At 36.1% G+C, this 25581-nt stretch carries 23 protein-coding genes and 1 riboswitch; of the genes, 19 read left to right on the forward strand and 4 right to left on the reverse strand.

What is annotated here, in order from left to right:
- The first annotated feature begins 12 nt into the window (after positions 1-12).
- The 7 genes from ACFXN8_RS06575 to ACFXN8_RS06605 all read left to right on the forward strand — a co-directional run bounded on the left by ACFXN8_RS06575 (position 13) and on the right by ACFXN8_RS06605 (position 4995).
- Positions 13-453, forward strand: a complete 441-nt coding sequence (locus tag ACFXN8_RS06575) for a hypothetical protein (protein WP_386843788.1) — start codon at positions 13-15, stop codon at positions 451-453.
- Positions 453-563 (forward strand): CD1375 family protein, encoded by a 111-nt coding sequence (locus tag ACFXN8_RS06580; RefSeq protein WP_386843790.1) that lies wholly within the window; start codon positions 453-455, stop codon positions 561-563. Before ACFXN8_RS06575 ends, ACFXN8_RS06580 begins: the two co-directional genes overlap by 1 nt.
- Positions 564-654: 91 nt before the next feature.
- The gene (locus ACFXN8_RS06585; RefSeq protein ID WP_386843792.1) at positions 655-1638 is read left to right on the forward strand and encodes a hypothetical protein; all 984 of its coding nucleotides are present in this window, start codon (positions 655-657) and stop codon (positions 1636-1638) included.
- A 116-nt stretch (positions 1639-1754) separates the two neighbouring features.
- Positions 1755-2906 carry a siphovirus ReqiPepy6 Gp37-like family protein gene (locus ACFXN8_RS06590; protein ID WP_386843794.1) on the forward strand — a complete coding sequence of 384 codons (1152 nt, stop codon included), beginning with the start codon at positions 1755-1757 and terminating at the stop codon, positions 2904-2906.
- Positions 2907-2992: 86 nt separating this feature from the next.
- Positions 2993-3721 (forward strand): hypothetical protein, encoded by a 729-nt coding sequence (locus ACFXN8_RS06595; RefSeq protein WP_386843796.1) that lies wholly within the window; start codon positions 2993-2995, stop codon positions 3719-3721.
- Positions 3722-3857: 136 nt separating this feature from the next.
- On the forward strand, positions 3858-4256 hold the full coding sequence (locus ACFXN8_RS06600; protein ID WP_386843798.1) for a phage holin family protein: 399 nt from the start codon (positions 3858-3860) through the stop codon (positions 4254-4256).
- Between the two features lies 1 nt (position 4257).
- Positions 4258-4995 carry an N-acetylmuramoyl-L-alanine amidase gene (locus tag ACFXN8_RS06605; protein ID WP_386843800.1) on the forward strand — a complete coding sequence of 246 codons (738 nt, stop codon included), beginning with the start codon at positions 4258-4260 and terminating at the stop codon, positions 4993-4995.
- Between the two features lie 85 nt (positions 4996-5080).
- Here the strand turns inward: ACFXN8_RS06605 and ACFXN8_RS06610 are convergent, their stop codons facing one another.
- On the reverse strand, positions 5081-5515 hold the full coding sequence (locus tag ACFXN8_RS06610) for a hypothetical protein (RefSeq protein WP_386843802.1): 435 nt from the start codon (positions 5513-5515) through the stop codon (positions 5081-5083).
- A 380-nt stretch (positions 5516-5895) separates the two neighbouring features.
- Here ACFXN8_RS06610 and ACFXN8_RS06615 point away from each other — a divergent pair, with 380 nt between their 5' ends.
- Together ACFXN8_RS06615 and ACFXN8_RS06620 are read left to right on the forward strand one after the other, a co-directional pair.
- Positions 5896-7632: a hypothetical protein gene (locus tag ACFXN8_RS06615; RefSeq protein ID WP_386843804.1), complete on the forward strand. Its 1737-nt coding sequence runs from the start codon at positions 5896-5898 to the stop codon at positions 7630-7632.
- Positions 7633-7649: 17 nt separating this feature from the next.
- Positions 7650-7922, forward strand: coding sequence for a hypothetical protein (locus ACFXN8_RS06620; protein ID WP_386843806.1), 273 nt, complete (start codon positions 7650-7652; stop codon positions 7920-7922).
- Positions 7923-8037: 115 nt separating this feature from the next.
- On the opposite strand, the gene ACFXN8_RS06625 is transcribed toward ACFXN8_RS06620, so the two are convergent.
- Together ACFXN8_RS06625 and ACFXN8_RS06630 are read right to left on the reverse strand one after the other, a co-directional pair.
- A complete protein-coding gene (locus ACFXN8_RS06625; protein WP_386843808.1) occupies positions 8038-8991 on the reverse strand; it encodes a PH domain-containing protein in 954 nt (317 codons plus the stop codon).
- 125 nt (positions 8992-9116) lie between these two features.
- Positions 9117-10316 carry an MATE family efflux transporter gene (locus ACFXN8_RS06630; RefSeq protein ID WP_386843810.1) on the reverse strand — a complete coding sequence of 400 codons (1200 nt, stop codon included), beginning with the start codon at positions 10314-10316 and terminating at the stop codon, positions 9117-9119.
- A gap of 516 nt (positions 10317-10832) precedes the next feature.
- Here ACFXN8_RS06630 and ACFXN8_RS06635 point away from each other — a divergent pair.
- Positions 10833-11909: an undecaprenyldiphospho-muramoylpentapeptide beta-N-acetylglucosaminyltransferase gene (locus ACFXN8_RS06635; protein ID WP_376074456.1), complete on the forward strand. Its 1077-nt coding sequence runs from the start codon at positions 10833-10835 to the stop codon at positions 11907-11909.
- 121 nt (positions 11910-12030) lie between these two features.
- Here ACFXN8_RS06635 and ACFXN8_RS06640 read toward each other — a convergent pair whose 3' ends face one another.
- Positions 12031-12579, reverse strand: coding sequence for a GNAT family N-acetyltransferase (locus ACFXN8_RS06640; RefSeq protein ID WP_376074455.1), 549 nt, complete (start codon positions 12577-12579; stop codon positions 12031-12033).
- Positions 12580-13121: 542 nt separating this feature from the next.
- Between ACFXN8_RS06640 and ACFXN8_RS06645 the strand changes: the two genes are divergently transcribed.
- The 9 genes from ACFXN8_RS06645 to ACFXN8_RS06685 all read left to right on the forward strand — a co-directional run bounded on the left by ACFXN8_RS06645 (position 13122) and on the right by ACFXN8_RS06685 (position 25553).
- Positions 13122-15149: a diguanylate cyclase domain-containing protein gene (locus ACFXN8_RS06645; protein WP_386843813.1), complete on the forward strand. Its 2028-nt coding sequence runs from the start codon at positions 13122-13124 to the stop codon at positions 15147-15149.
- A gap of 24 nt (positions 15150-15173) precedes the next feature.
- A complete protein-coding gene (locus ACFXN8_RS06650; RefSeq protein ID WP_386843815.1) occupies positions 15174-15341 on the forward strand; it encodes a hypothetical protein in 168 nt (55 codons plus the stop codon).
- 114 nt (positions 15342-15455) lie between these two features.
- On the forward strand, positions 15456-16130 hold the full coding sequence (locus tag ACFXN8_RS06655) for a response regulator transcription factor (protein ID WP_386843817.1): 675 nt from the start codon (positions 15456-15458) through the stop codon (positions 16128-16130).
- Positions 16127-17512 carry an ATP-binding protein gene (locus ACFXN8_RS06660; protein WP_386843819.1) on the forward strand — a complete coding sequence of 462 codons (1386 nt, stop codon included), beginning with the start codon at positions 16127-16129 and terminating at the stop codon, positions 17510-17512. Before ACFXN8_RS06655 ends, ACFXN8_RS06660 begins: the two co-directional genes overlap by 4 nt.
- Positions 17513-17744: 232 nt before the next feature.
- Positions 17745-20567 carry a 2-oxoglutarate dehydrogenase E1 component gene (locus ACFXN8_RS06665; protein WP_386843821.1) on the forward strand — a complete coding sequence of 941 codons (2823 nt, stop codon included), beginning with the start codon at positions 17745-17747 and terminating at the stop codon, positions 20565-20567.
- 92 nt (positions 20568-20659) lie between these two features.
- Complete coding sequence (gene odhB, locus ACFXN8_RS06670) at positions 20660-21889, forward strand: 2-oxoglutarate dehydrogenase complex dihydrolipoyllysine-residue succinyltransferase (protein WP_386843823.1); 1230 nt, start codon at positions 20660-20662, stop codon at positions 21887-21889.
- 841 nt (positions 21890-22730) lie between these two features.
- Positions 22731-22916, forward strand: a riboswitch (Lysine riboswitch).
- A gap of 115 nt (positions 22917-23031) precedes the next feature.
- Entirely contained in the window at positions 23032-23898 is an 867-nt protein-coding gene (locus tag ACFXN8_RS06675; protein ID WP_376074448.1) for a transporter substrate-binding domain-containing protein, read from the forward strand.
- 185 nt (positions 23899-24083) lie between these two features.
- A complete protein-coding gene (locus ACFXN8_RS06680; protein ID WP_386843825.1) occupies positions 24084-24809 on the forward strand; it encodes an amino acid ABC transporter permease in 726 nt (241 codons plus the stop codon).
- Between the two features lie 12 nt (positions 24810-24821).
- Complete coding sequence (locus ACFXN8_RS06685; RefSeq protein ID WP_376074446.1) at positions 24822-25553, forward strand: amino acid ABC transporter ATP-binding protein; 732 nt, start codon at positions 24822-24824, stop codon at positions 25551-25553.
- The last annotated feature ends 28 nt before the right edge of the window (positions 25554-25581 follow it).

Genomic DNA, 25581 nt, shown 5'->3' on the forward strand with positions numbered 1-25581 from the left:
GGAGGGTCTACAATGATAGGACCAAAATTATATTTCGACAGAACCACAGGTGAGGTCATTTTGACTATTCCAGAGCAAAATAATGTCGATGCAGTTGAAACCACAAAAGAGCAAGATTTCATCATGTTTGGTGTGCTTTCCGTAAGAAATCCAGAGATGGTCAACTTCATTCAGCTACCGTATGGTCAATACCGTAGCGATTTCGAAATCGCAAATAGTTGGAAGGTTGATATAAAGACAGGACAGTTACTATTTGATTATCCAATCTTTGATATTCCACTATCAGAGCAACTACAGCGTTTAGTTTCTGAAAATGAGAAACTTAAAGAAGAAAATAAAACATTAATGTTAGCACTAGCAGAGTCAGCAGAGGCACAGCAACAAGACAAAATAGAAAATCAATTAGCTATTGCGGAATTGGCAGAATTAATAGCAACTAAGGGGGATATATAATGGCAAAATTATATTGGGATTTAATTAAAATGAATTTGCGAACAGTTGATCAGGTGCCGTTGTTGTGGCGAGAAGCTGTACAAGCATTACTAAATAACGAAAACAAGTAAACGCAGCATAAGCTAGCGTTATTTTTTTGTCCAAATTTGAAGGTAATCCTTTCCTTTTCGTCGAATTAAGTAGATGGAAAGGAGAGGTTATATGGATTATTTATTAACTCCATTGCGACATTTTAAAATAGAAAATTACAAAGATAGTATACTTTTTTCGATAGATAATGGACAAATTTACTTATCAAATGATAGTGAAGATCAAGAGGAAATAGTAAGAAGTTATCAATATGTAGAGAGTTTTGGCTTAGTGCACGCAAAGCAAGTGAAGAATAATTTCGCATGCATAGTAAAGTATAAAGAGTGTCCTACTAACCTATCAATAAGAACTACAGAAATGCATATTCATTTTACGAAAAGTAAATATTTTATAATGTCTCTTTGGTTTATTAAAGATAACTCAGTAATACCGTATTCTACAACGATATCTAGTGATGAGGAGATTCCACCTCAAATTCTCATAACTGGTGAATACTACACTTTTTCTGATGGAGGAATTAAAGATGTTTCCTTTACTTATGATGAAATCAAAGAGGCTGAATATTGGGCTCAAGTACTCTTAACTCATGCTATTAAATTAAGTGGTGAGAAAGAAATAAAACCCGATGAAATTGTAAATATTAGTTTATTTCCGTACAGTGAAACCACTAGTTTAAGTAGGGCATTTTTGTATTTAGATATTGCTAGACAAGAATCATTTTTACCTGCGAAAATTGCTAGTTATATTACGATTTTAGAAATATTATGTGCAGTGAATGGTGAAAATACTTATAAAGTTTCTGAAAGAGTAGCCGCTTTATTAGGAGGGGATTCTGATGAGAAAATGGATCTCTTTAACAGTGTAAAAAAGGCATATGATTTTAGATCAAAGTTTGTTCATGGATCACATATAAACTATACTGACGTTTCAAAAGTAAGTGAGATAAGTACTGGCTTAGATGAAATAGTAAGAAAAGTTTTTAAAAAAATTATAAAAGATTATTTAAAACTAAATTATTCAAATAGAAGGAAAGAGGGATTTTTAAGTTTTGAAGAAGTAGATAAAGAATTTGTGAAATTAGTATTATCCAATTAAATCTAAAATATTAAGCATTCTCAGATTGAGGGAGCTCAAATAAACCCAAACGCTTGAGAACTTGCCTTCCACACATTGTGGAGGGTTTTTATTATGCCTTCGAAAGGAGAAAACACGTGCAAAATATCCCTTTAAGAATTATCGATAATGATTTTAACTTACTAGGCGAAGTTGACCGATACTCTTCAGCTCAAATAGGCATTTCATGGTCAGACATCGGAGAGTTAGAGCTTCGAATTAACCGATACTTACAGCATGCCGACAAATTAGTTAAAGGTAATATCATCTTCCCTTACAATCGCTTAGACCAAGCTTATATCATTAGACACCGAGAGATTGAACTTGATGAAAACGGCAAGCAAACAGAGAACTGGACTATTAAAGCCTTATCATTAAAAACCTTTACGTCTCAACGTCTTATCTATCCAGCGACAGGTAAGACTCACGAAAGTGAGAAAAGCAATGTAGAAACAGTAATGAGGCATTTTGTGAACACGCAGATGATTAACCCAAGTGATCCGGCTCGTATCTTCCCACGATTAGTGCTTGGCACCAACAAAAATAGAGGTCCAGTCATTGAAGAAAATTCGAGGTACGATGCATTAAATGAAAAGCTGAAAGAATTGTCAGAGCTACACGGGTTAGGCTGGAACATTGAGCTCGATTATAAAAATAAGCGTTTTGTATTCACTGTACAAGAAGGAAGAAACCTAGTAGCAAATGAACTAGATCTTCCACAAGCTATTTTCTCGACAGAATTCGGAACAATTGAATCTCTTGAGTACACTGAAAGTGACTTGGATTATAAGAACTTTGCCGTTGTTGCAGGGCAAGGTGAAGGTGTAGAACGCACAATCATCTCTATTGGTGATTCTACAGGTGCTGACCGATATGAGATGTTTGTAGATGCTCGTGATATATCGGAAGAAGATGAAGACGGGGAGCCACTTCCTGTTGAAAAGGTTGTAGCTAATTTAAATAAGCGTGGTAATGAAAAGCTATCTGAACATGCTCAAGAAACTTTTTTTGGCGGACAGATACTTACTACATCACGTTTAGTATTAGATAGAGATTACAGTATAGGGGACATGGTGACCGTACGTGATAATGGCTGGGGTGTCACGATGGATACTCGAATTACAGCGGCTAAAATTATTTATGAATACGGTAAACGGAAAATCGAGGTTGTATTTGATAATGACAAACCAACATTTATCAGCAAAATTAGACGTGAAATCAATGCATTCAAATATGAGTTGAAGAAATAGCTTCAAACAAAAATTATATTTGTCTAATAAAGAAGGGAAAACTTTCTTTTTGTCGAATTTACCTCTAGATTGGAGGAAAGAAAGAGATGAATTTCTTTGAATTATTATCAGGAATAAATATTAAATCGTTAGTACCTTTTGCATCAATAGCTCCATTTTTAATAGTTATGTTAAAACTAGGTGTAGATTCATTTAATCTAAAAGCTGTGGAAAAGGTTTTTATGGTACCTTCGAAGCGATTATTGATATTTTTTTCTCAAATTTTAATAATTAGTTTTGTATTATTTTTGTCTTTTTACACATTTTATGGATTACCTAATGATTTTAAAAAGGTTCAAATTATAGGATTAGCAATTATTAGTATAATAAGTACATTAATAATTTTTATAATTGTATTTCCATTGTTCAATGTATTAAGTGTTAAATTTAAGTTCTCCTTTATAGATTCGGAGCACGAGTGGGAGATTGAAAAGAGAATTAATAAAAATAGAGTTTTAACTTCTAGGGATAATGAATTTTTTAAGCATTTTGAAATTAATTCGGTATTGGATAAAGAATTGAAGATTATAATGGTGAAAAAATACCTACCAGGACATAAATTTATTAATACTTCATTTATATTAATTATTTTTGCGTTGATATGTATAATGAGTTTTAGTTTAGTTATTATTTGGAAAAGCATGAATGTTGAAGGTCTATTCTATAAAGTGCTTTTTGGTATTGTATTATTAATTTGTTATTTATCATATATTTACGCAACTTGTATAAAAATCAATGAGAATTTGATGCGAAAGTATTCTAAAAAAGAAAAATAATACGCCTTTCATATATGTTGAAGGTTTTTATTATGCGCTATGAGAGCAATTGAGATGGACAACAGTACGTGTTACTGAATCTCGATGCTTCTCATAGCTTTTTATTTTCATTAAAAAGGGCAAAGGAATGATGTTAATGGAAAGATGGGTAGCAAGAGTAAGTGGAGTAATCGGCACTTTGGTGTCTTATTCAGTAAATGGTTTAGGGATGGCAGTGACAGTATTAATAGGTTTTATGGCAATTGATTATATAACTGGTATTTTGTCAGGTGTTGTAAATCAAAACCTAAACAGTCGAGTAGGTTTCAACGGTATCATACGAAAAATTTATTACTTAATGCTAGTCGGATCAGTGTATTTACTATCGCTAGTGATTCCAGGTATCAAGTACGCAGGTGATGGGGCAGCAATTGCATTCTGTGTACTCGAATTTATTTCTATCACGGAGAACGGTACAAAGATGGGCTTACCAATGCCGGACTTTATTAAAAGCATTTTATCGATTGTGAAGGATAAATCAGGAGAGGGTGAGTGAAATGACAAAACCACAAGAAATAGAATTCCACGTAGGACATTACGGGGATGGAACTGGAGCACGTGGTATTGTTGACGAAGTACAATATGCTCGTAAATTTATTAAACGTATTTATGATATTTGTATGTCTAATGGTGTGCCATCGACGTATTACGAAGATAAAATTTCTAAAAATCAAACTCAAAATATTAACCACTTAATCATTCATCATAATGCAGATACTAACGGATTTATTGTATCTGGTCATCTTAATTCGAGTGGTTCTGTAACAGATCAAGGCATCGGAGCCGAAGTGCTTTACTATGATCAGGTTACTGTTGCTCAAAAAGTAGTAGAGGCTATATGTAACGCTAGTGGTTTGAAAAATCGTGGAGCTAAAAAACGCACAGATTTAGGTGTACTAGTACGAACTTACGAGCCGGCTATTTTAATTGAGTTTGGATTTGTTACTAGCAAAAAAGATGTTGAGTTGATGGACAAACATTTTCAAGCGATTTGCCAAGCTGTAGCAAAAGTATTGGCCGCGCATATTGGATTTACAATAATTCAAGTTGAAAAGGATGATGATAAAATGAAATTCACAAACGAGGCAACTAAAGGTGCGGTACGTGATCTAATTAAGCAAGCAGTAGATAAAAAGCTGATTGATAAGTCATGGTTAGATAAATTTGACGCTGGCACAATGACAAATGGCGATTATGAAGGCTTGAAACTTATCATTGCACAGCGTAGTAACTAAAATGTAAAGACCAAGATAGCTTAATTGCCGTCTTGGTCTAAGTTCATAAATTTAAATATATATTAAAAAATATTATTATAACAAATTAATACCACTTTATTTTTAAATCATAGTATGATGCGCCAGCACTAGGTCTTGTATCTACTACTTCAATATAATTCCAACCGTTAGTTAAATCATTAGCTAGTATAACATCTCTGTCCGTTCCAATTTCTATAAAGTTACCGTTTAAAACACTTAGTTTATGAGAGCCCTTACTATCAAAAGTTACAATGAGACCATCATTACCATCGAAATAAAATTTATAATATTTAATAGGATTATAAGTGTTAGTATAGGAGTTTCCGCTGCCTCCATTCTTTAGTTCATAAGCTCGATCATGAATACTACTGTATGTATTTATAGTAGAAAGAGTTTGAATTTGGTTTGTATTTTCTGTTTCCGCTGCTGATACACCACCAGTTAAGCCACCAAACAATCCTAGAGAGATAACAGGTACAAGTAATAATTTTTTCTTCAAAATAAAAACCTCCTAAAAATATTATTATATTACAATATTAGGATAACGTAAATATTTTTGGTAGTCAACCAATTATGGGATATAGCTGTAGGAGGTGAAGTATTTATATACAAAACAAGCACTGAAAACACAGGTGGAAAAATTATTATTAAGTTACCAAAATAAATAAACCAGGCGCTCAAGTGAAAAATTGAGTACCTGGTCTTTTTTGTTTATTCGCATTGGAATGTCTTTATAACATGCTCTATCAGCTGCGATCTAACAAGTAATTAGATTCATTCGATACAGGGTATTTTTACTTATTTATCATTCCTTTATTGAGGTTGTTTATGGTAAAATTGGACGTAAATGTTATTTGATGTTGGAAAGGAGAGTTGGGAATGAAAAAAGTTGCATTTTGCTTTTTTAGTTTGATTTTGTTTATAAATATTATTTTCATGCATCCAGTACGTGCAGACGCATTTAGTGTTGTTGGTAGCAATGCGCTTAAAGCTACAGTGATTGGAACAATGGAACGTGCCGGAGTTAAATTTGAAAATCGTGAAGCAAAAGAAAGAGCTTTTGACGCTTGGAATATGAAAGCCTATGAAAAATGGAGAATCGATGAAGCTACAGGACGTAACAAAGATTTGTGGGAGGCTTTTGAAACTATAAAAAAAAGTTCTGTTACTCCTACTCCTTTGGATGAAGTACCGGGCTTTGGAAAAGTTTTAGTTAATGCAACTTGGTTTGGTATGGCTGCATGGATTGGTGCTGAGGTTGGTCTTGATATACAACAAAATGCACTGGATAAAACTCGTATGCAGTATTGGGCTGATGGCTATCGTACATATGAGGGTATATCTTATAATCCTAGTTTTGGTATACGTTATGGTTCATTTTACGAAAAAGATGGTTGGTGGAAAATTGATGTGCTTTGGATTCTTTCGTCTGATAGGTTGACTTTTTTGAATAGTACTTACAAAGATGATCCAGCTTTATATTTTCACATTACAAAAGTTGAAGATTATTCATCAAAGGATGTAAAGATTTTTTATGAAGAACAATATAGGTCTTGGCAAGGTGAACCGTTTATACAAAAAAATGATTTTTTGTGGGATAAAACAAAAATCCCTCCATTAGAAAAATATGATTTTGTGCCTAAACCTACAGACGTTCCAGCTCGTAATATTCCAGAGCCTTTAACAACTGTTGTTGAAGTGCCAGATGTAGGTAAGATACCGGGAGTAATGCCATCTGCAGAACCTGTACCAATTATTGTTCCTTTGGGTGACCCTTTTGCTGATAATCCGCATAATCCACCGTATGAGATTCCGGGTAAAGGGCCGGGAGAAAATCTTGATCCAGGAAAAGACACTGACCCGGAGGAAGACCCTGACGATAAAGAGCGAGATTGTAATGAGCCGAATGAAGAGATGAAAGTAGATTCAGGTGTATGTGAGGGCATACCTTATTTCGGTAAAAAATTAGAGTACATTTTTGGGAATGCAACGGGGAATAAAAACCATATAGAGCGTTCTCTGGCTTTAGAAATACAGTTAAATAGCATCGGAATTTTTAATGATGGAAAAGGTAAAAAACTTGTTCTTGATAACTTGTCAGATGCTTACAATAACCCTTCAAGCATTATAAAGACCCATGATAATGGTCGAGTAGTCAGAAAATCTATTCTTACAGGCCCCACCGGTGTACTTAAAGTTGAATCTGTATGGGATGCAGAAAAATTGATAACTATTAAACTTGAAGAAGATGTTGAAGAGGAGGCAGGAGGGAATGTTGAAGATGGTGATTCCAACGAGGGTAGTGAAAATGATTTAAGTAATATAAAAGATTTAGACGATATATTAAATGACCCAAGTATATTAAAAGGGGTTAAACCTAAAGACCTCCACAAATATTTAAAAGAGAATGGGTATAACCCGCAACCTCTCAGTGGAGGTTCATTAAAAGGAAAGCCTTTCGAAGAGGGTGGTGGATTTAAAGTTACATGGGGTGGTGATAGAATCTTACAATATCATCCTGGTAGTAGACACCACGGTGGAGTTCCATATTGGAAGATTTCTTCAGGTAAAACTGGAACAGTTCGGTATGATATGCAAGGGAACATCATTAAATAATTCATAAGGATGAGTTTATGGAATTAAAGAAAAAAATTGAATCGTTATTTGAGGAATTAGGTTTTAAAAAAGTTAGAGTAAATAGTACTACACTTTTTTTACATAGTGGTATTTATTACAAAGTTACTTTTATTAAAGGATTAAAATCATATGTTATTGAATTTGCAAATAGTTATGATGAAGCAAATAACAATGTTTTTGAGGATGGCGACTTATACTCCATGTCAATGAATGAAGATGAATTAATTAAAAAACTTCGTCATGACTTAGTGAATTACTATATTAACTAGTATGTTAATAAACCTTGTTAGCCTCTTCTCCTTTAAGGTTCATCGTATTAAAGAAGACATTCAACTAAATTAACAAAAAGACCACTCTTATTGAGTGGTCTTGTGATTTAGATTCCTAATAGCTGTTTCTTTTTAGTATCGAATTCCTCTTGAGAAGAATCCCATCATCCAACAATTGCTTGAATTTTAGTATTTCGTCAGCTGCGCTAATTTGATTTTGTACTACTGGTTGGGGAATTTCAACTTCATGATCATTTTCAGCAACTATTAATAGTGAGAGTTTCTCTAAATCCTTCTTATCACATTTAATAACTAAAGGTACTTTTTCATCGTTTTCTCGTTTAAGGAAAAGAGTGGCCATCGATTTATCCTTGCCGATATTAGCACCCATAGCCCCAGCAATTGAACCAGCATTACCGAAAGTACTTCCGATTAATGACCAACCAGCAATATCAAACGCACTCTTTTGAATGTTCTCGACACGTTCCCATTTTATTAAATTTAATGTTTCTGGTTCTCCACTATTTACTGAAATATCTATATAACCAGGTTTTGTTTGAGAAAGTTTGAAATTACTACCTTGACCCTTCAACAGATCCTTACCGTTAAGAATTTCGAGGTTCATTTTAATAGGCTTCATAACACGCACTATTTGCCTTTTTTCAGTTTCTTCTTGAACTGGAGGAAGGATTCCTAAAGCATTTTGTATTTCAGATAAAAAAGCTAAGCTTAAATCAACATTATTAAAACTTAGTGTATGTTCTTCATTATCATAAGTGAAACCCATTTCAGTAGTAGTTAATTTTTTGTTGAAATTTATATTGCTAATCTTATCTAAATCATACGATAAGAAGTTTTTTTGCTTATCTGTAGTTAATAATCTATTTGATGTAAGTACAGCTAAATATTGTTTTAATCCACCTAATCCACGAACGGCAATTCCAGCATTTTCAACAATTTCGTCGTCTTGTACTTGTTCACCTATCATTTTAATTTCCTTCTTTAGGTTACTTAACACGATCCGGCCTTCAGGCTTTAAGTATTCTTTTATTTGTTCTATCGCGTACATCGAATATCCACCTTTCACATCTGTATCTACACGCTTAAACTATACCACTTTTTACAGATTGTAGGGTAAACAAACTTTAGAATTTAGGGGCAACAAACTCCAAAAAGGCAACAAATGTCAATGCTTTAAAGCGATGAAGTGGGTAAACAAAGGCAACGAGGGTAAACAGACTTTGTTGCCGTTTCTTTGAATACCGAACTCTTGCGGTCAAAGGATTCTCTTATATAAGTAAACAAAGTAAACAAATAATATCTATTGAGTGTATTTATATAATATAGGTATATGTAGTATATATAATATATACCTAATACGCCTAATACACATATACTATATACATGAGAGAAAAATTGTTGCCGGACAAAATAAAAATAACCGCTAAGCGGATAACACAGATTCGTTATCTCCAGCTTAGCGGTTTTAATATAACTACGCCCATAGAGGTTAAAAGAAGAAATATATATTAAGTTTAAACTAGTGAAATTTAAAGCTATTTGATGAGCTGCAATAATTTCTGTACTAAAGCTACTCATCATCATCGTGACAGCAGAAAAAATACTCGTTTCTGCAAATAAGGATATTCCGATTGGCACGCCAATGATTAAAATTTCCTTCCAACGAAGCCATTCAAATGTTGGCCAGTCATGGAATAGGCGGAAGCGTTCAAAGGGCACACGTTTAGCGATAATCCAAACGGTGATCAAGAAAACAAGCCAGTATGTAATCGCTGTAGCAACGCCTGCACCGATTCCGCCAAGCTCAGGTGCACCAAACTTGCCAAAAATAAAAATATAATTCAACACAATATTAATAGGTGTTGTAAGTAATGTAATAATCATTGTAACGCGAGTTTGCCCAAGCGCATCGATAAAACAGCGCATGACAAAAAATAAAAAGAGTGGTATAAGTCCGGCGCACATCGCATGAACATAGGATTTAGCAATAGTATGTACAGACGCTTCTAAATCCATATTGCCAAGAATCCAATCCATTCCGACTAATAACGCAATAAAAATAAGTATTGCTAGAACGATGGCTACATAGATGCCTTGCTGAACAGCTTTCTTTGCTGCCATCTCTTTTTTAGCTCCAACAAGTTGTGAGACAATAGGTGTGATCGCAAGGAGAATTCCGGATAACCCTATGTAAATAGGCATCCATATAGAGGAGCCGATTGACACTCCAGCTAGGTCAGCGGTACCGTACCGACTCGACATTAAAATATCGAAGAAAGAAATAAGATAAATAGCTACTTGCGTCACTAAAATAGGTACGATAATTTTTAAGATTAATGCATATTTTTCTTTTAACGTAGTTGTTTGATTCATAGTGTATAATCTTCCTTCTTTAACATAATTAATTAATTAGTATAGCATACGAATTAGAGGAAAGTTGAAAAAATCAAATATGCCTCGACATAATTAGGTCGGACGATGTTCCTCTATTTCAGCAGATGATTGGACACCTGTACCTGTCGCTACACTTTCGGTACAAAAGACATCTGTAGCTGACGCTTCGCTTTCGCTACATAAAACACTTGCTGAAAGAAGTTAAAAGCTTCATCTGTATCTTTTTGTTCGCATATAGTAAAATAAAAGACTGTATACAAAAGTTGTGATGGCTACAATGGCTTTTAACTTCTTTCAGCGAAAGTCACCACCTATATAGGTGACGAGATGAATACGAGTTTAAGTTACTTTTTAGTGCGTATCCAAGCATCCGCTGAAATAAGTTAAAGCCTCCGGCGGATGTCACGGAATCGGAAAGGAGTTCTTTGTGTAAACACAAAGCCGGTTCCGGACGCAATTATGCCGGGGCATAATTGATGGAATAGGAGAATTTATGTGAAACAACAAACAATCATTTTAACCGGTGGAGGGACAGCTGGTCATGTATCGCTCAATCAAGCGATACTCCCGTCTTTACAAGAACTAGGTTATGATGTCCATTATATTGGCTCAGACCAAGGCATTGAAAAAGAATTAATAGGTGAGGCATTTCCTAGTGTTCCGTTTTACGGTATTTCAAGCGGGAAATTGCGCCGTTATTTCTCAATGAAAAATTTTACAGACCCATTTAAAGTGCTTGCTGGAATGATGCAGGCTTTTCGTATTATTAAAAAAGTAAAGCCCCAAGTCATTTTTTCAAAGGGTGGCTTTGTTTCTGTACCTGTTGTGATGGCTGCGAAACTTGCTGGTGTTCCAGTAGTCATTCATGAATCAGATGTGACACCTGGCTTGGCCAATAAAATTGCGCTACCATTTGCATCACACATCTTTACGATTTTTGAGGAAACATTACAGCACCTACCGAAAGAAAAGGCAACGTGCACAGGCTCCATTATTCGCCAAGAGTTATTTACGGGAGATCGAGCGAAAGGGTTATCTCTTTGTGGCTTTACCACATTAAAACCGGTTCTTCTTGTGATGGGGGGAAGTCTAGGATCCGTTGTCTTGAATGATGCACTTCGTCAAAATTTACCAGAGCTTGTAAAACAGTTTCAGATCATTCATTTGTGCGGTAAGGGGAATTACGACAAATCATTTGAATCTATGTCTGGGTACAAACAGTTTGAATATGTGACAACAGAATTACCGGATTTATTACATGCGGCAGACTTTATCGTCTCACGTGCTGGCTCCAATTCGATTTTTGAATTTTTAGCACTTCATAAGCCGATGTTATTAGTGCCGTTATCTGCACAAAAAAGTCGTGGTGACCAAATATTAAATGCTAACTTATTTAAAAGACAAGGCTACGCAGAAGTGTTACAAGAGGAAGAGTTAACAAAGGAATCCTTTAGAAAATCGGTTCATGTGTTAACAGAGCGCAAAACAGAAATGGTTGCAACGATGGAAAAAACGCAAAAACCGAAAACGCCAGAAGAAATGGCGAAATTGATTTTACAATATAAAAAGTAGGCTTTTTATTCGGAATCACTACCTTTTACTAAATCACAATTACAGCAATACTATGTAGCAAAGCTCAAAAAAGCTATGTGTCTGTCATGAAGACAGCGCACATAGCTTTTTTTTATGGAATTTACATCGCTTGTTCTTCGCCTTCTGCCATTTGATTGGCAGTTGTAAGATAGAACAAATCTTTTGGAATTTTATACAAATCAAATTGTGCCTCGCCTCTGTTAACCTGTGCTAATAATGTTGGGTGACTTTCATTTGCGCTCATAACATAGGGTAGCTTTAAGGCTGCACGCTGCGATTTTATATTTTCAACACGAATACGGAGAAATACCGTATGGAAATTATAATCATAAAATAGTTCATTCAAAAAAAGCATTTTAGCTTTTTGGTTATAACCTAACCCTTGATAAGGGAGTCCAATCCACGTTCCTAAAAAGCCTGCACCATCCTCAACATCATGAATGCTAATGGTGCCGATTGGTTGACCCCAATCATCAGTAATTGTCCTTGAAATAGCGAGTCCCTTCGCTTCTTCTTCAATCAGTTGTTTTGTCATAAACCAATATTCATCAGCGGATGTGGCTTTTTGACGGACAAAAGGGAAGACAGAAGGGTGTGATAATAGCTCATAAAGCTCTGTACATTCATGTAGGTCTCGATGTTTAAGCATACGAAACGCCTCCTTTACTAGGGTAGTTAAAACAATTCCTTTAAAACATAAAGAAGAAAACTAAAATTCGTACTGGAATTAAAACCCAAAGAACTAGACGTTAAAACTATGATATCCATAATCTCCCGCAGTCTTACTGATTTTTCGACCATACCGAAAAAAGGCTAGTTTTTTTAATATAATATAACAATCACACTGCTTTATGCAATCATTTTCCTCGCTAAAACAAAAAATAAGTTTCTGCATCAGTGAATTCTGAAAAGTCGGTCATTACGTACATTGTTATAAATTGTTAATACATAATTTTTAAGAGTATTAAGTCTAAAATATCAATTTTTAAACGAAATAATGTTTCTTTAGGATTATGTTATTTCTTCGAAAGAGGTAAAATATCAAAAAATATCCTAAAAAGGATATAAATTTTCCAATTCGAAAAGAGTGGTTCTTTTAAATTATGTTATAATAGTAGTATTGATTTTTTGGTATGAATAAAAACTATATGAAAATTTTATATTAATATTAACGACTTATGGGGTGACAGCATGGAATATCTTTTAAGTGAAGTCTTATTTAATGAATTATTTATTGGCAAAGACTTTGTCTTTTTAATGAAAAAAGCGGGAGACGATTATCAATATATTCGCTTAAATCAAGCAGCTAGAGCTTTGTTACCACATGAGGCGAATGGGAAAATGCTTTCTACCCTTACCTCGAGTCGCAATTTCACTACAATTCAAGAAAATTACAATCGAGCGATTTCGATGCATAGTCAAGTTGATTATGTGGATTATGCTTATTATAAATCAGAGATTCGTAAATATGAGACATCAGTTCGGCCGTTTAAATACAATAAAGAAGACTATATTTTAGCCATAACAAAAGAGATTCTCAATGATCGTAGCATCGAAGATAAGTTTTTATTTCTGCGTTCAATGTTTGATCATGCCTTCTTTTCGACGGTCATCTTATCAGCAGAAGGGACTATTTTTGAAGTGAATTCCAGCTTCACAGAAGACTTTGAATTAGATACTGAATCGGTTAAACAGCAATTATTCGTTGATCTACCAATTGTTCCTAAAGATGAAGTAGAAAACATACAAAACTATTTACAAAGAGCAGCTACGGGCGAAAACATTGGTGAAAAACTGATTAAACTTCATACACTGGATAAAAAAGAGCGGGTGTATTTAGTTTCACTATCCCCAGTTATGAAGGGGGATAACTCATTTGCTATTTTTCTGATCATGCAGGATTGCACACAATTCACCGAACAAAAGGCAGAGTTACGCTCGAAATCTCATGGTTTAGAGGTTTTTAAGGCTGCTCTCAATTCGGCAGCTTCCATTGCTGTTTTAGATAGAAAGGCAAAAATTTTAGAAGTGAATGATTTGTTTTTAAATGCAACCGGCTTCATAGCAGAAGAGCTAATAGGTCAATCTTCTTTTAAATTAATCGAGCCTCGTAACTATACAGATGAGTTAGTACAATTAATTAGGAAAACACTTGAATCGGGGAGTATTTGGCGAGGGGAGCTATGCTATCGTACAAAATTCCATGCTGATTTTTGGGTAGAGACAACGATAGTTCCATTGAAAAATGAAATTGGCGAGACAGAAAAATATTTATCCATTAACTATGATATTACGGACAAGAAAAGAATGTTAACGGAATTGAAAAATATTGAACGCACATTCCGTCTAATTACAGAAAATACAAATGATTTGATTGTCATTACAAACGAAGATGGCATTATTATTTATGCCTCGCCCTCCTATGAGATTTTTTTAGGCTACGAAAATGTAGAATTACAAGGCCAGTTTTACAATTACATTGTCGATGAACAAAGCAAGAAGGCTTGGCAAACGTTTCTAAATAATTTTTCGGGTCAAACGGAAACACAATTTGAGCTACTACTAAAGGCAAAGGACGGTACGCCTGTTTGGACTGAAGGAAACGTAACAGTTGTTCATGATCCGAATCGTGAAAAAGTTTCACAAATTATGATGGTGTCGCGTGAGATTACTCATCGTAAGGAACGAGAGAATGATCTATTATATTTAGCCTATCACGATACGTTAACTCAACTACCAAATCGTCGTTTTTTAAACAAGGAGTTCCCGAAATTATTGGCAGAAGCAAAAGAACATAATGATTGTTTAGCTATGCTCTATATCGATGGGGATGACTTTAAGAATGTAAATGATCGGCATGGCCATGACACGGGGGATGATTTTATCCGAAAGTTTGGTCAAGTATTAATTACTGCGGTACGTAATCACGATTTAGTGATTCGTATGGGTGGCGATGAATTTATTGTCGTCTTAACAGGGTTAACTCGGGATGATAAGAAAAGACATACTCAAATGATGGATATTATTGATCGCATCCGTAATGAACTAAAAAAAGGCTGGACGATCGAAAGACATCACTTTGCTCCAACAGCCTCCATTGGTATCGCTTACTATCCGGATCACGGCCAAACATTAAATGAATTGCTAGATTTAGCAGATCAAGCATTATATAAAGCGAAGCAAATCGGAAAAAATAATCTCTATATTACTAACACTTAATCAATTATGTCTCAGTATAATTTCGTGACATCCGCCGTAGGCTATAGGCCAACAGATGTTTTTTGCGCGAAAGCGAAGCGTCAGCAGCAACAGCATGAAGTTGGTCACTTAGTCGTTGCCACAGGACGTGGCGTTCTTAGACTGAGTTCCTCTATTTCAGCGGATATTTGGACACCCGCTGAATGGAGTTAAAAAAGTCTGTACTACAAGTAGTTGCTTGTGGTACAGACTTTTTGTTTGGTGGTATGCTATAACAGTATTAAGGAGAATACCCCTTATAATTAATTTGGAATAGAAGGTGATGAAATGCCTAAAAAAATACTTTTGGTGGAAGATGAGAAGCATATCGCTCGTTTTGTGGAGCTAGAATTAAAACATGAAGGCTATGATGTATTAGTCGCTTTTGATGGACGTGAAGGACTTGCGCTAGCTGCATCTGAAAATTTTGATGTGCTGTTACTAGATGTCATGCTTCCTGGTATTAATGGAATTGAAATTTGTCGTCGAATACGTACACAGTCAAAGGTACCTATTATATTGTTAACAGCACGAGATGCTGTGATGGATCGCGTAGCTGGCTTAGATGCTGGTGCAGATGACTACATAGTAAAACCATTCGCTATTGAAGAACTATTAGCTAGAATTCGTACTATTTTACGTCGGGTGACACCTGATGAAAAAGTGGGTGGATCATTACATTTTCGTGATATCGAAATGGATGTAGCGGCTTATGAAGTTTTTGTACAAGGGAATAAGCTTGATTTAACGAAAACAGAATATGATTTACTCAAATTATTAATAGAGCATAAAAATAAAGTTTGTACACGAGAGCTAATTTTAACCTCTGTTTGGGGATATGATACCGATATAGAGACAAATGTCGTAGATGTATATATTCGGCATTTGCGAACAAAACTACCGGGTGATATGAATGCCTATATCGAAACCGTTCGTGGGGTTGGGTACGTGATGCGTGAATGAAAAAATGGAGAGGTTATTTAGTCAATCAGTCATTACAAAGAAAATGGATGCTAACATCTAGTGCTGTTATATTTTTTAGCTACACAATTATTTGTATTGTCGTATATATTTCACTTCATACATGGCTATCAAATGACGAGGCAAGTAAAATCAAACGAACAAGTGATGATTTGTTGTATTTTTTAGAGTCACAGGGACCCAATCTTACCGTTCAGGAAATTAAGCAAAATAAAGGTCTTATAGATTCTATTGCTGATCGTGATCAAACAATTAGAATGTTTAATTCAGATGGCGTTCAGATTCTTCGTATTAATAATACCTCTCAGGCTGCACCTCTAACCTCAATGGGGGAAATTGTTGATATGACGATTGATAAAAAAGATGTCTTTGTCATTAATGAACCGATTCAACTTGGTTTCTTTCAAGGATATATTCAGGTGATTCATCCATTATCAAAGTTCCAGTCTTTGATGCACTATTTATTGACGACAATGCTAATAGCAGGCTTAGGAGCATTATTGTTATCAGCATCTATTGGCTATTATCTTGCCAATTATTTAATGAAACCACTACGTGCGTTACGTTCATCCATGAAAACCGTTATGGATAAAGGATTTAATGAACCGATTCAATTAACTTATACCTCTCATGATGAGATAGGTGATTTATTGAAAATGTACAATGCGATGATGAATGAATTGCAAATTTCATTTGCACAGCAGCAACAATTTGTTGCAGATGCCTCTCACGAGTTACGAACACCTATTCAAGCAATTGAAGGGCATCTCTCCCTTTTGAAAAGATGGGGAAAGGATGATCCAGAAATTTTAGAGGAATCTATTGATACCTCATTAACAGAAATTGCACGAATGCGTAAAATGATCGAAGAATTACTAGAACTTGCTCGTCGTGAAGAAAAAGACATCGATAGTGAGGCTGATGCAGTAGCTGTTCTAGAAGCGGTTATTGAGGAGACAAGGCTCCTTCATCCAGAAGCTCGAATAACGCTGTCGAAAGATGAGGAAATAGGGCGGATATTTATAACAGAAAATGCACTTAGCCAAATTGTTCGTAATATAATAGAAAATGCAATTCGCTATTGTGAAATAATTCCTGAAATTCAAATTTCACTAGCTGTTTCTGGGAAGGAAGTATTGTTTAGGATAGAGGATAATGGAATTGGTATAGCAGAGGAAAATATTCCATTTATTTTCGATCGCTTTTATCGAGTTGATGAGGCAAGAAATCGTCAAATCGGTGGTACAGGCTTAGGGCTTAGTATTACAAAAATGTTACTTGAAAAATACAATAGCTCAGTGGAAGTCAAGAGTGATAAAAATGTTGGAACCGTTTTCTTGATGAAATTCCCGCTGAAATATTGAGAAAAATACACGCTTTATTTCATTATTCTATTCTTTGAGAAAAAAATTGCTTAATTTGCTAAAAAGAGTTGTATTTTTTGTGAAGAGTAGTAAGATTGAGATGGAAAAAACGTTCTTTAAAATATGGGTATGTTGTGTTAAACATCCTTTTAAAGAGCGGAGAAATATTATATAATTAATTGTAATTTAATTAATGGAACTGCCGAAAGGCAAAATTTGGAGGTCATTTTTCATGTCGAACAACGTTACAACTGTAAGTTCTCCATGGTCAGCTTTCTCTGGTCCTAACCTAGGATATGTGATGGAGCAATACGACTTATTCTTACAGTCTCCTGAAGAAGTAGAACCGGAGTTAGTATTATTATTCCAACAATTTGGTGCACCAGTAGTAGTAGAAGGTGAAGTAGCTGTAGCTAGTAATGCAGCAGCTCCTGCTGGCGATTACAAGAAAGTGGTAGCAGCTGTGAAATTAGCAGATGCAATCCGTACAAACGGTCATTTAGCGGCAGATATTTACCCTTTGAAAAACCGTGAACTACAAACAGCTCAAATTGAAGAAAGCGCGTTCAACTTAAGCGCTGCAGATTTAGCTGAAATTCCTGCAGCTGTCTTCTTCAAAGATGTGCCAGCAAACGTGAAAAATGGTAAAGATGCAATCGATTACTTAAAATCTGTTTATACAGATAAAGTAGCATTTGAATATAATCACGTAGTAGCAACAGAAGAACGTGATTGGATTCAAGCACAAATTGAAACAGGTTCATTTAAACAATCATTAGCTTCTAATGAGAAAAAAGCTTTATTAGATCGTTTAACTCGTGTTGAGAACTTCGAGAAGTTTATTCATAAAACTTTTGTAGGTCAAAAGCGTTTCTCTGGTGAAGGTTTAGATACTCAAATCGTCCTATTCGATGAAATTTTGAAAACAGCTGAAACAAATAGCGTTGAAAATGTACGTATTGGTATGGCCCACCGTGGTCGCTTAAATGTGTTAACACACATTTTAAATAAACCATACGATATGATGTTCTCTGACTTTGCACATGTTTCTAATGAATTATTTACCCCAGAAAACGGTCGCCTTGAAATTACTAAAGGCTGGACTGGTGATGTTAAGTATCACATGGGTGCTTCATATATGCGTGAATCTGGTATGAATGTTAAACTTGCTTACAACCCATCTCACTTAGAAGTAGGAAATCCAGTTGTTTTAGGTACTGCACGTGCAGCACAAGATGACACTTCTAAACCAGGGCAAGCTGTCCATAACCGTACAAAAGGATTAGGTATTCTTGTGCATGGTGACGCTGCGTTCCCAGGTCAAGGAATCGTAACAGAAGTATTAAACTTTGCAAAAACTGAAGGGTTCACTACTGGTGGTACAGTTCACATCATTGCTAATAACATGATTGGATTTACAACTGAACTACAAGACTCTCGTTCATCTGTTTACTCTTCTGACCCTGCAAAAGGTTATGAAGTACCAGTTGTGCATGTAAATGCAGATAGCCCTGAGTCTGTAACTTTAGTAGGTCGTTTCGCAGCTAGCTACCGTCAAAAATTCGGTAAAGATATCATCGTTGACCTTATCGGTTACCGTCGTCATGGTCACAATGAAACGGATGATCCAACTGTAACAAACCCTGAAACATATAAATTAGTTTCTAAACATGAGCCAGTTCGTGCTTTATACGGCGCTCAATTAGCAGCTGAGGGTGTAGTTTCTGCTGATGAAGTAGCAGCTTTAGATAAAGCTATTTATGCAGAAATGCAAGCGGCATATGATCATGTAAAAGAAATGGCAGATAAAGATGAACATAAACATTTAGAAATGCCAGAAGAATTAAAAGTAGAATTCCCACAAATTGATACAGCAGTTGGTGCGGAACGTCTAGGAAAAATTAATGAAGAGCTTTTAGTGTTTGAAGAAAACTTTGAACCACAGAAAAAACTTGGCAAAATTTTAGAAAAACGCCGTGATGCATTTGCTTCTGCAAAAATCGACTGGGGTCATGCAGAAACTTTAGCTTATGCAACAATTATTCAAGATGGCACACCAGTACGTTTTACAGGTCAAGATGCACAACGTGGTACGTTCTCTCAACGTCACTTAGTGTTACACGACAAAAACAATGGTAATTTATTCACGCCACTTCACCATATTTCAGGTGCAAATGCATCATTTTCAGTACACAACTCTCCACTTACAGAAGCTGGGGTAGTGGGCTTTGAATATGGTTACAATTTAGAAAATGGCCATGTATTATCAGTTTGGGAAGCTCAATTTGGTGACTTTGCTAACATGGCACAAGTTATGTTCGATAACTTTATTTCAGGTGCACGTGCTAAATGGGGTCAAAAATCTGGTTTAGTCATTCTTTTACCACATGGTTATGAAGGTCAAGGTCCAGAACACTCTTCAAGCCGTATGGAACGTTACTTACAAATGTCAGCTGAAAATAACTGGTTCGTAGCAAACTGCTCAAACGCAGGTAACTACTACCACTTATTACGTCGTCAAGCAGCATTGTTAGGTACAGAAGGCGTTCGCCCACTTGTGGTTGTATCACCTAAGTACTTACTTCGTCACCCATTAGCTGCAGCGAATGCTGATCAATTAGCAAATGGTTCATTCCAAGAAGTAATGGAGCAACCAGGCCTAGGTTCAAAACCAGAAGCTGTAGAACGCATTGTTTTAGGTTCAGGTAAAGTCATGATCGACATTGCAGACCGTATTAAAGACGGTGAAGGCTTCGATCACCTACACATTGCTCGTGTAGAACAACTTTACCCATTCCCAAAAGAGCAAGTTGCTGGTATTATTGCAAAGTATCCTAATGTTAAAGAAATCGTTTGGGTACAAGAAGAACCTAAAAACCAAGGTTCTTGGAATTATGCATTAGAAACATTACACGACCTTTCAGAAGGTAAAAAGCTACGTTATGTAGGCCGTCCTGCAATGAGCTCGACTTCTGAAGGTGATGCAGATTCTCATAAAGCAGCTCAAGCCGCACTTGTAGAAGAAGCAGTTGCTGAGCCTGTAAAGGTTAAATAATCACATATTAAATTTTTGAGAGCCGGGCTACTTGCTTAGGCAGTAGCCCTTTTATGTGCACCAATGCACGTTAATTAAAGGAGGAAATGAAAGTGGCTGAAATTAAAGTCCCTGAATTAGCAGAATCGATTACAGAAGGTAGTATCGCACAGTGGGTAAAAAAAGTGGGCGATCGCATTGAAAAAGGTGAATTCATCGTTGAACTTGAAACAGATAAAGTAAACGCTGAAATCATTTCTGAAGAAGCGGGAGTATTAACTCAAATTTTAGCTGAAGAAGGCGATACTGTACTTGTAGGTCAAGTTATCGCAGTTGTTGAAGCTGGCGAAGGTGCAGCACCTGCTCCAGCAGCACCAGTTGAGGCAGCATCTCCAGCGCCACAAGCGGCACCTGCTCCTGTTGCAGCAGCTCCAGTAGTAGAAGAAACTTCTGGTGAGCGTGTAATCGCATCTCCAGCAGCTCGTAAACTTGCTCGTGAAAAAGGTATTGACCTTGCTGCTGTATCTCCAGTAGATCCACAAGGCCGTGTACGTGTACAAGACGTAGCAGCTCATGGTACAGCTCCAGTAGCGGCACCACAAGCATCTCCAGCAGCACCTAAAGCAGTTGCAGCAGTAGATGAATCACGTGTGACTGTTGAAAAAATGAGCCGTCGTCGCCAAACAATTGCAAAACGCTTACTTGAAGTAAAACAATCTACAGCAATGTTAACAACATTCAACGAAGTAGATATGACAAACGTTATGGCTTTACGTTCTCGTAAAAAAGACCAATTCTTCGAGTCAACTGGCTCAAAACTTGGTTTCATGTCATTCTTCACAAAAGCTGTAGTTGCAGCACTTAAAAAATACCCATACGTGAACGCACAAATCGCTGGTGATGAAATTCACTTAAACAACTTCTTTGATATCGGTGTAGCTGTATCAACAGAAGAAGGTTTAGTAGTACCAGTTGTACGTGACGCTGACCGCAAAAACTTTGCTGAAATTGAAGATTCAATTGCAGACCTAGCTAAAAAAGCACGCGACAAAAAATTAGGTTTAGCTGATCTTCAAGGTGGCTCATTCACAATTACAAATGGTGGGGTATTCGGTTCATTAATGTCTACACCTATCATGAATGGTACACAAGCTGGTATCCTTGGTATGCATACTATCAAAAAACGTCCAGTTGAAGTGAATGGTGAAGTAGAAATTCGCCCAATGATGTACTTAGCTCTTTCTTATGACCACCGTATTATCGATGGTAAAGATTCTGTAGGCTTCCTTAAAACTATTAAAGAACTACTTGAAAACCCAGAAGATTTATTATTAAATTCTTAATACCTGAGTTTGTTAAAACCTTGCGAAACATTTTTTCGCAAGGTTTTTTTATGGAACATTTGAGAAAGTAAAGGTTAAAGTAATCTGAACAATGGAAACGAAGCGACGTAAAGAAGAGCCGAAGTGACGGAAAGAGAAGCTGAAATGACGGATAAAAGAGCCAAAGAGACGGATAGGACTCGAAGCGACGGAAAGAAGGGCTGAAGCGACGGATAGAGGAGGCGAAACGACGGATAAAAGAGCCAAAGTGGCGGATAGGACTCGAAGCGACGGAAAGAGAAGCTGAAACGACGGATAAAAGAGCCAAAGAGACGGATAGGACTCGAAGCGACGGAAAGAAGGGCTGAAGCGACGGATAAAAGTGCCAAAGAGACGGAAAGAAAACGAAGCGACGGATAAAGCATTCGAGGCGATGGAAAGAAGGGCTGAAACGACGGATAAAAGAGCCAAAGAGACGGATAGGAAACGAAGCGACGGAAGAAGAGCCGAAGTGACGGATAAAAGAGCCAAAGTGACAGATAGGACTTGAAGCGACGGATAAGGCAATCAAAGCGACGGAAAGGAAACGAATCAAATCAACGGATAGGTTATCCCAACGTTTGCGAAAGTTTCATAAAGATGCATATAGTGCAAAGACTATTATTTTTACTGATCAACAATTTCTTTTGAATTAATAGAAAGTAAGTTAAGTATTAATTATTTGCGGATTTTCTTTAAAAAGGATAAAAAACCCTAATATTGTAATTAGTCAGAAAAATAATAAAATTATCTTGACGAATAAGTTAGTTTTATAGTAGTATCTTAATAATCAATTAAATATTCAAACCTCACGTTTTTTCTATTGTGAGGTAGAGGCGCGGTATTTATTAGTTCATTGTTGAGTAAAAGCAAGCGAAGACGCAATGAAGAAGGATCTATCGCCGAAGTGTAAAAGGAGCTCGTACTTTTATGCTGGGTCTGCAGTGAATAAGTGCAGGACTGTCCTAGTAGATTTTTTCCAGGTTTACTAGGTTGTGCTATCTCGGAATGATGGAATTATAGTGAGGATTTGGGCAACTGTTGAAAAGTAAGACCTAAGTTCAGAGCTTAGGCTTTTTTAGTACAGTTGTCTTATTTTTTTACAGAAAAAGGGGGAGTTTTACATGAAAAGAAAATGGTTAGTAGTAATGTTGACCGTAGTGACTGCAATTTTGCTAGCTGCATGTGGTACTAGTGACAAGAAGGAGCCATCGTCATCTAGTAATGACGGGGGCAATACGAGTAACGAGGAAGCTGGCGGCGAATTCCGTATTGGGATGGAAGCAAGTTATGCTCCGTTTAACTGGACGCAGCAAGGTGATGCAAATGGCGCAGTAAAAATTGCCGATAATGCAGAATATGCAGGCGGTTATGATGTACAAATGGCGAAAAAAATAGCTGAAGGCTTAGGAAAAGAATTGGTTATCGTAAAATTGGAATGGGATGGCTTAGTACCAGCTCTACAATCAAATAAAATCGATGCTATCATTGCAGGTATGTCACCTACTGAAGAACGTAAGCAAACGATCGACTTCACAGAAAACTACTATACGTCTGATTTTGTAATGGTTATTAAAAAAGGTAGTAAATATGAAAAAGCAACATCTATCCAAGATTTCTCTGGTGCAAAAATCACATCACAGTTAAATACATCTAACTACACTGTTATTGATCAAATCAAAGATGTAAAAAAACAAACAGCAATGGATAGCTTCCCAGCAATGCGAGTAGCATTAGAAGCTGGAAAAATTGATGGCTACGTAGCAGAACGTCCAGAAGGTATTTCCGCTGCTGCTGCAAACGATAAATTCACATATGTAAAATTTGAAGAAGGCTTCGATACAGATATTTCAAATACATCGATCGCAGTTGGTTTACGTAAAGGTGATGCAAATCTTGAAAAGATTAATGAAATCTTAAAAGGTATTTCTGAAGATGATCGCCAAAAAATTATGGAGGAAGCCATTCACCAACAACCAGCAGCACAATAATATGATTGCGCGGGCTAGCTGCTAGTCCGTGCAATATCATTATACTATATTAGAATCTTTCTAAATAATAATAATGTCTTAGCTAATTGTTTCATATGATAAAAGAAACAGGGGCCCAATGAAAATGGTAGATAGCTAAGACGATTGTAAAGAAAAAGCAACATGACGTTGTTAGGAGGTACATCATGAGTCTTGAATGGATTATTTCTATAATTGAGAACAACTGGCAAATGTTTTTACGAGGTGCGTATTATACACTACTTATTTCTATTAGTAGTACAATTATTGGTGCACTTATCGGATTTTTCATCGGAATTATGCATACCATTAAAGTTCGTAAAAAGGGTGTAAAATTTTATAGCTTAAAACTCATTAATTTTATACTAACATGCTATGTCGAATTCTTCCGTGGTACACCAATGATTGTACAAGCAATGGTTGTATTTTACGGCTTAGATATAGCATTTGGTATTGATATGCACTTTATTACGGCAGGTATTTTAGTTGTTTCACTAAATACAGGCGCTTATATGGCAGAAATCGTGCGTGGCGGTATTGTTTCAATTGATCAAGGACAGTACGAGGCTGCATCGGCAATTGGTATGAATCATGTTCAAATCATGCTACATGTTGTATTACCACAAGTTGCCCGAAATATATTGCCTGCAACAGGTAACCAATTAATTATGAACATTAAAGATACAGCAGTTTTAAACGTTATTGGGGTTACGGAATTATTCTTCCAAACAAAGTCGATTGCAGGTAATAACTTCCGCTATTTCGAATCCTTCTTCGTAGCATGTGTCCTTTATTTCATCATGACATTCACAGCATCAAGAATTTTACTGTATGTAGAAAAACGGCTGGATGGACAAGATGCCTACCAAAAAGCACAGAAAGAAGCAGTATAGGGGGGCTCATAAATGACAGTTATTAAAATAGAGCATTTAAGTAAATCATTTGGGCGTAACGAAGTGTTAAAGGATGTAAATTTCCAAGTAGAAAAGGGCGAAGTTGTCTGCTTAATCGGTTCTTCAGGATCTGGTAAATCAACATTACTACGCTGCATTAATTTACTGGAAACACCAAGTGGCGGTCAAATTATTTACAAAGGTGAAGATATTTTAGATGAAAAACATAATATCCAGGAATACCGTACACATTTAGGCATGGTATTCCAGCAATTTAACCTATTCAACAATCATAATGTGCTGAAAAATTGCACAGTTGGTCAAATGAAAGTATTAAAGCGTTCGAAGGCAGAAGCCGATGAAATAGCGCTAAAATATTTACAAATTGTTGGTATGGATCAATACGTCAATGCCAAGCCACGACAGCTATCTGGCGGTCAAAAACAACGTGTAGCGATTGCACGAGCATTGTCAATGAGCCCAGAAGTAATGCTGTTTGATGAACCGACGTCAGCCCTTGACCCAGAAATGGTGGGGGAAGTTTTAAAGGTAATGCGTCAGCTAGCAGATTCCGGAAATACGATGTTAATCGTTACACATGAAATGGAATTTGCCAAAGAAGTAGCAGATCGCGTTGTCTTTATGGATAAAGGTGTTATTGTAGAGGAAGGCCCTCCAGCACAGGTTTTAGTAAACCCTCAGCATGAACGGACAAAAGAGTTTTTAAAACGGACATTAAAATAAAGTTCGGTTACAATAACAAAAAAAGTGA

This window comes from Lysinibacillus sp. NPDC059133, assembly GCF_042755925.1.
Taxonomy (GTDB): Bacteria; Bacillota; Bacilli; order Bacillales_A; family Planococcaceae; genus Lysinibacillus.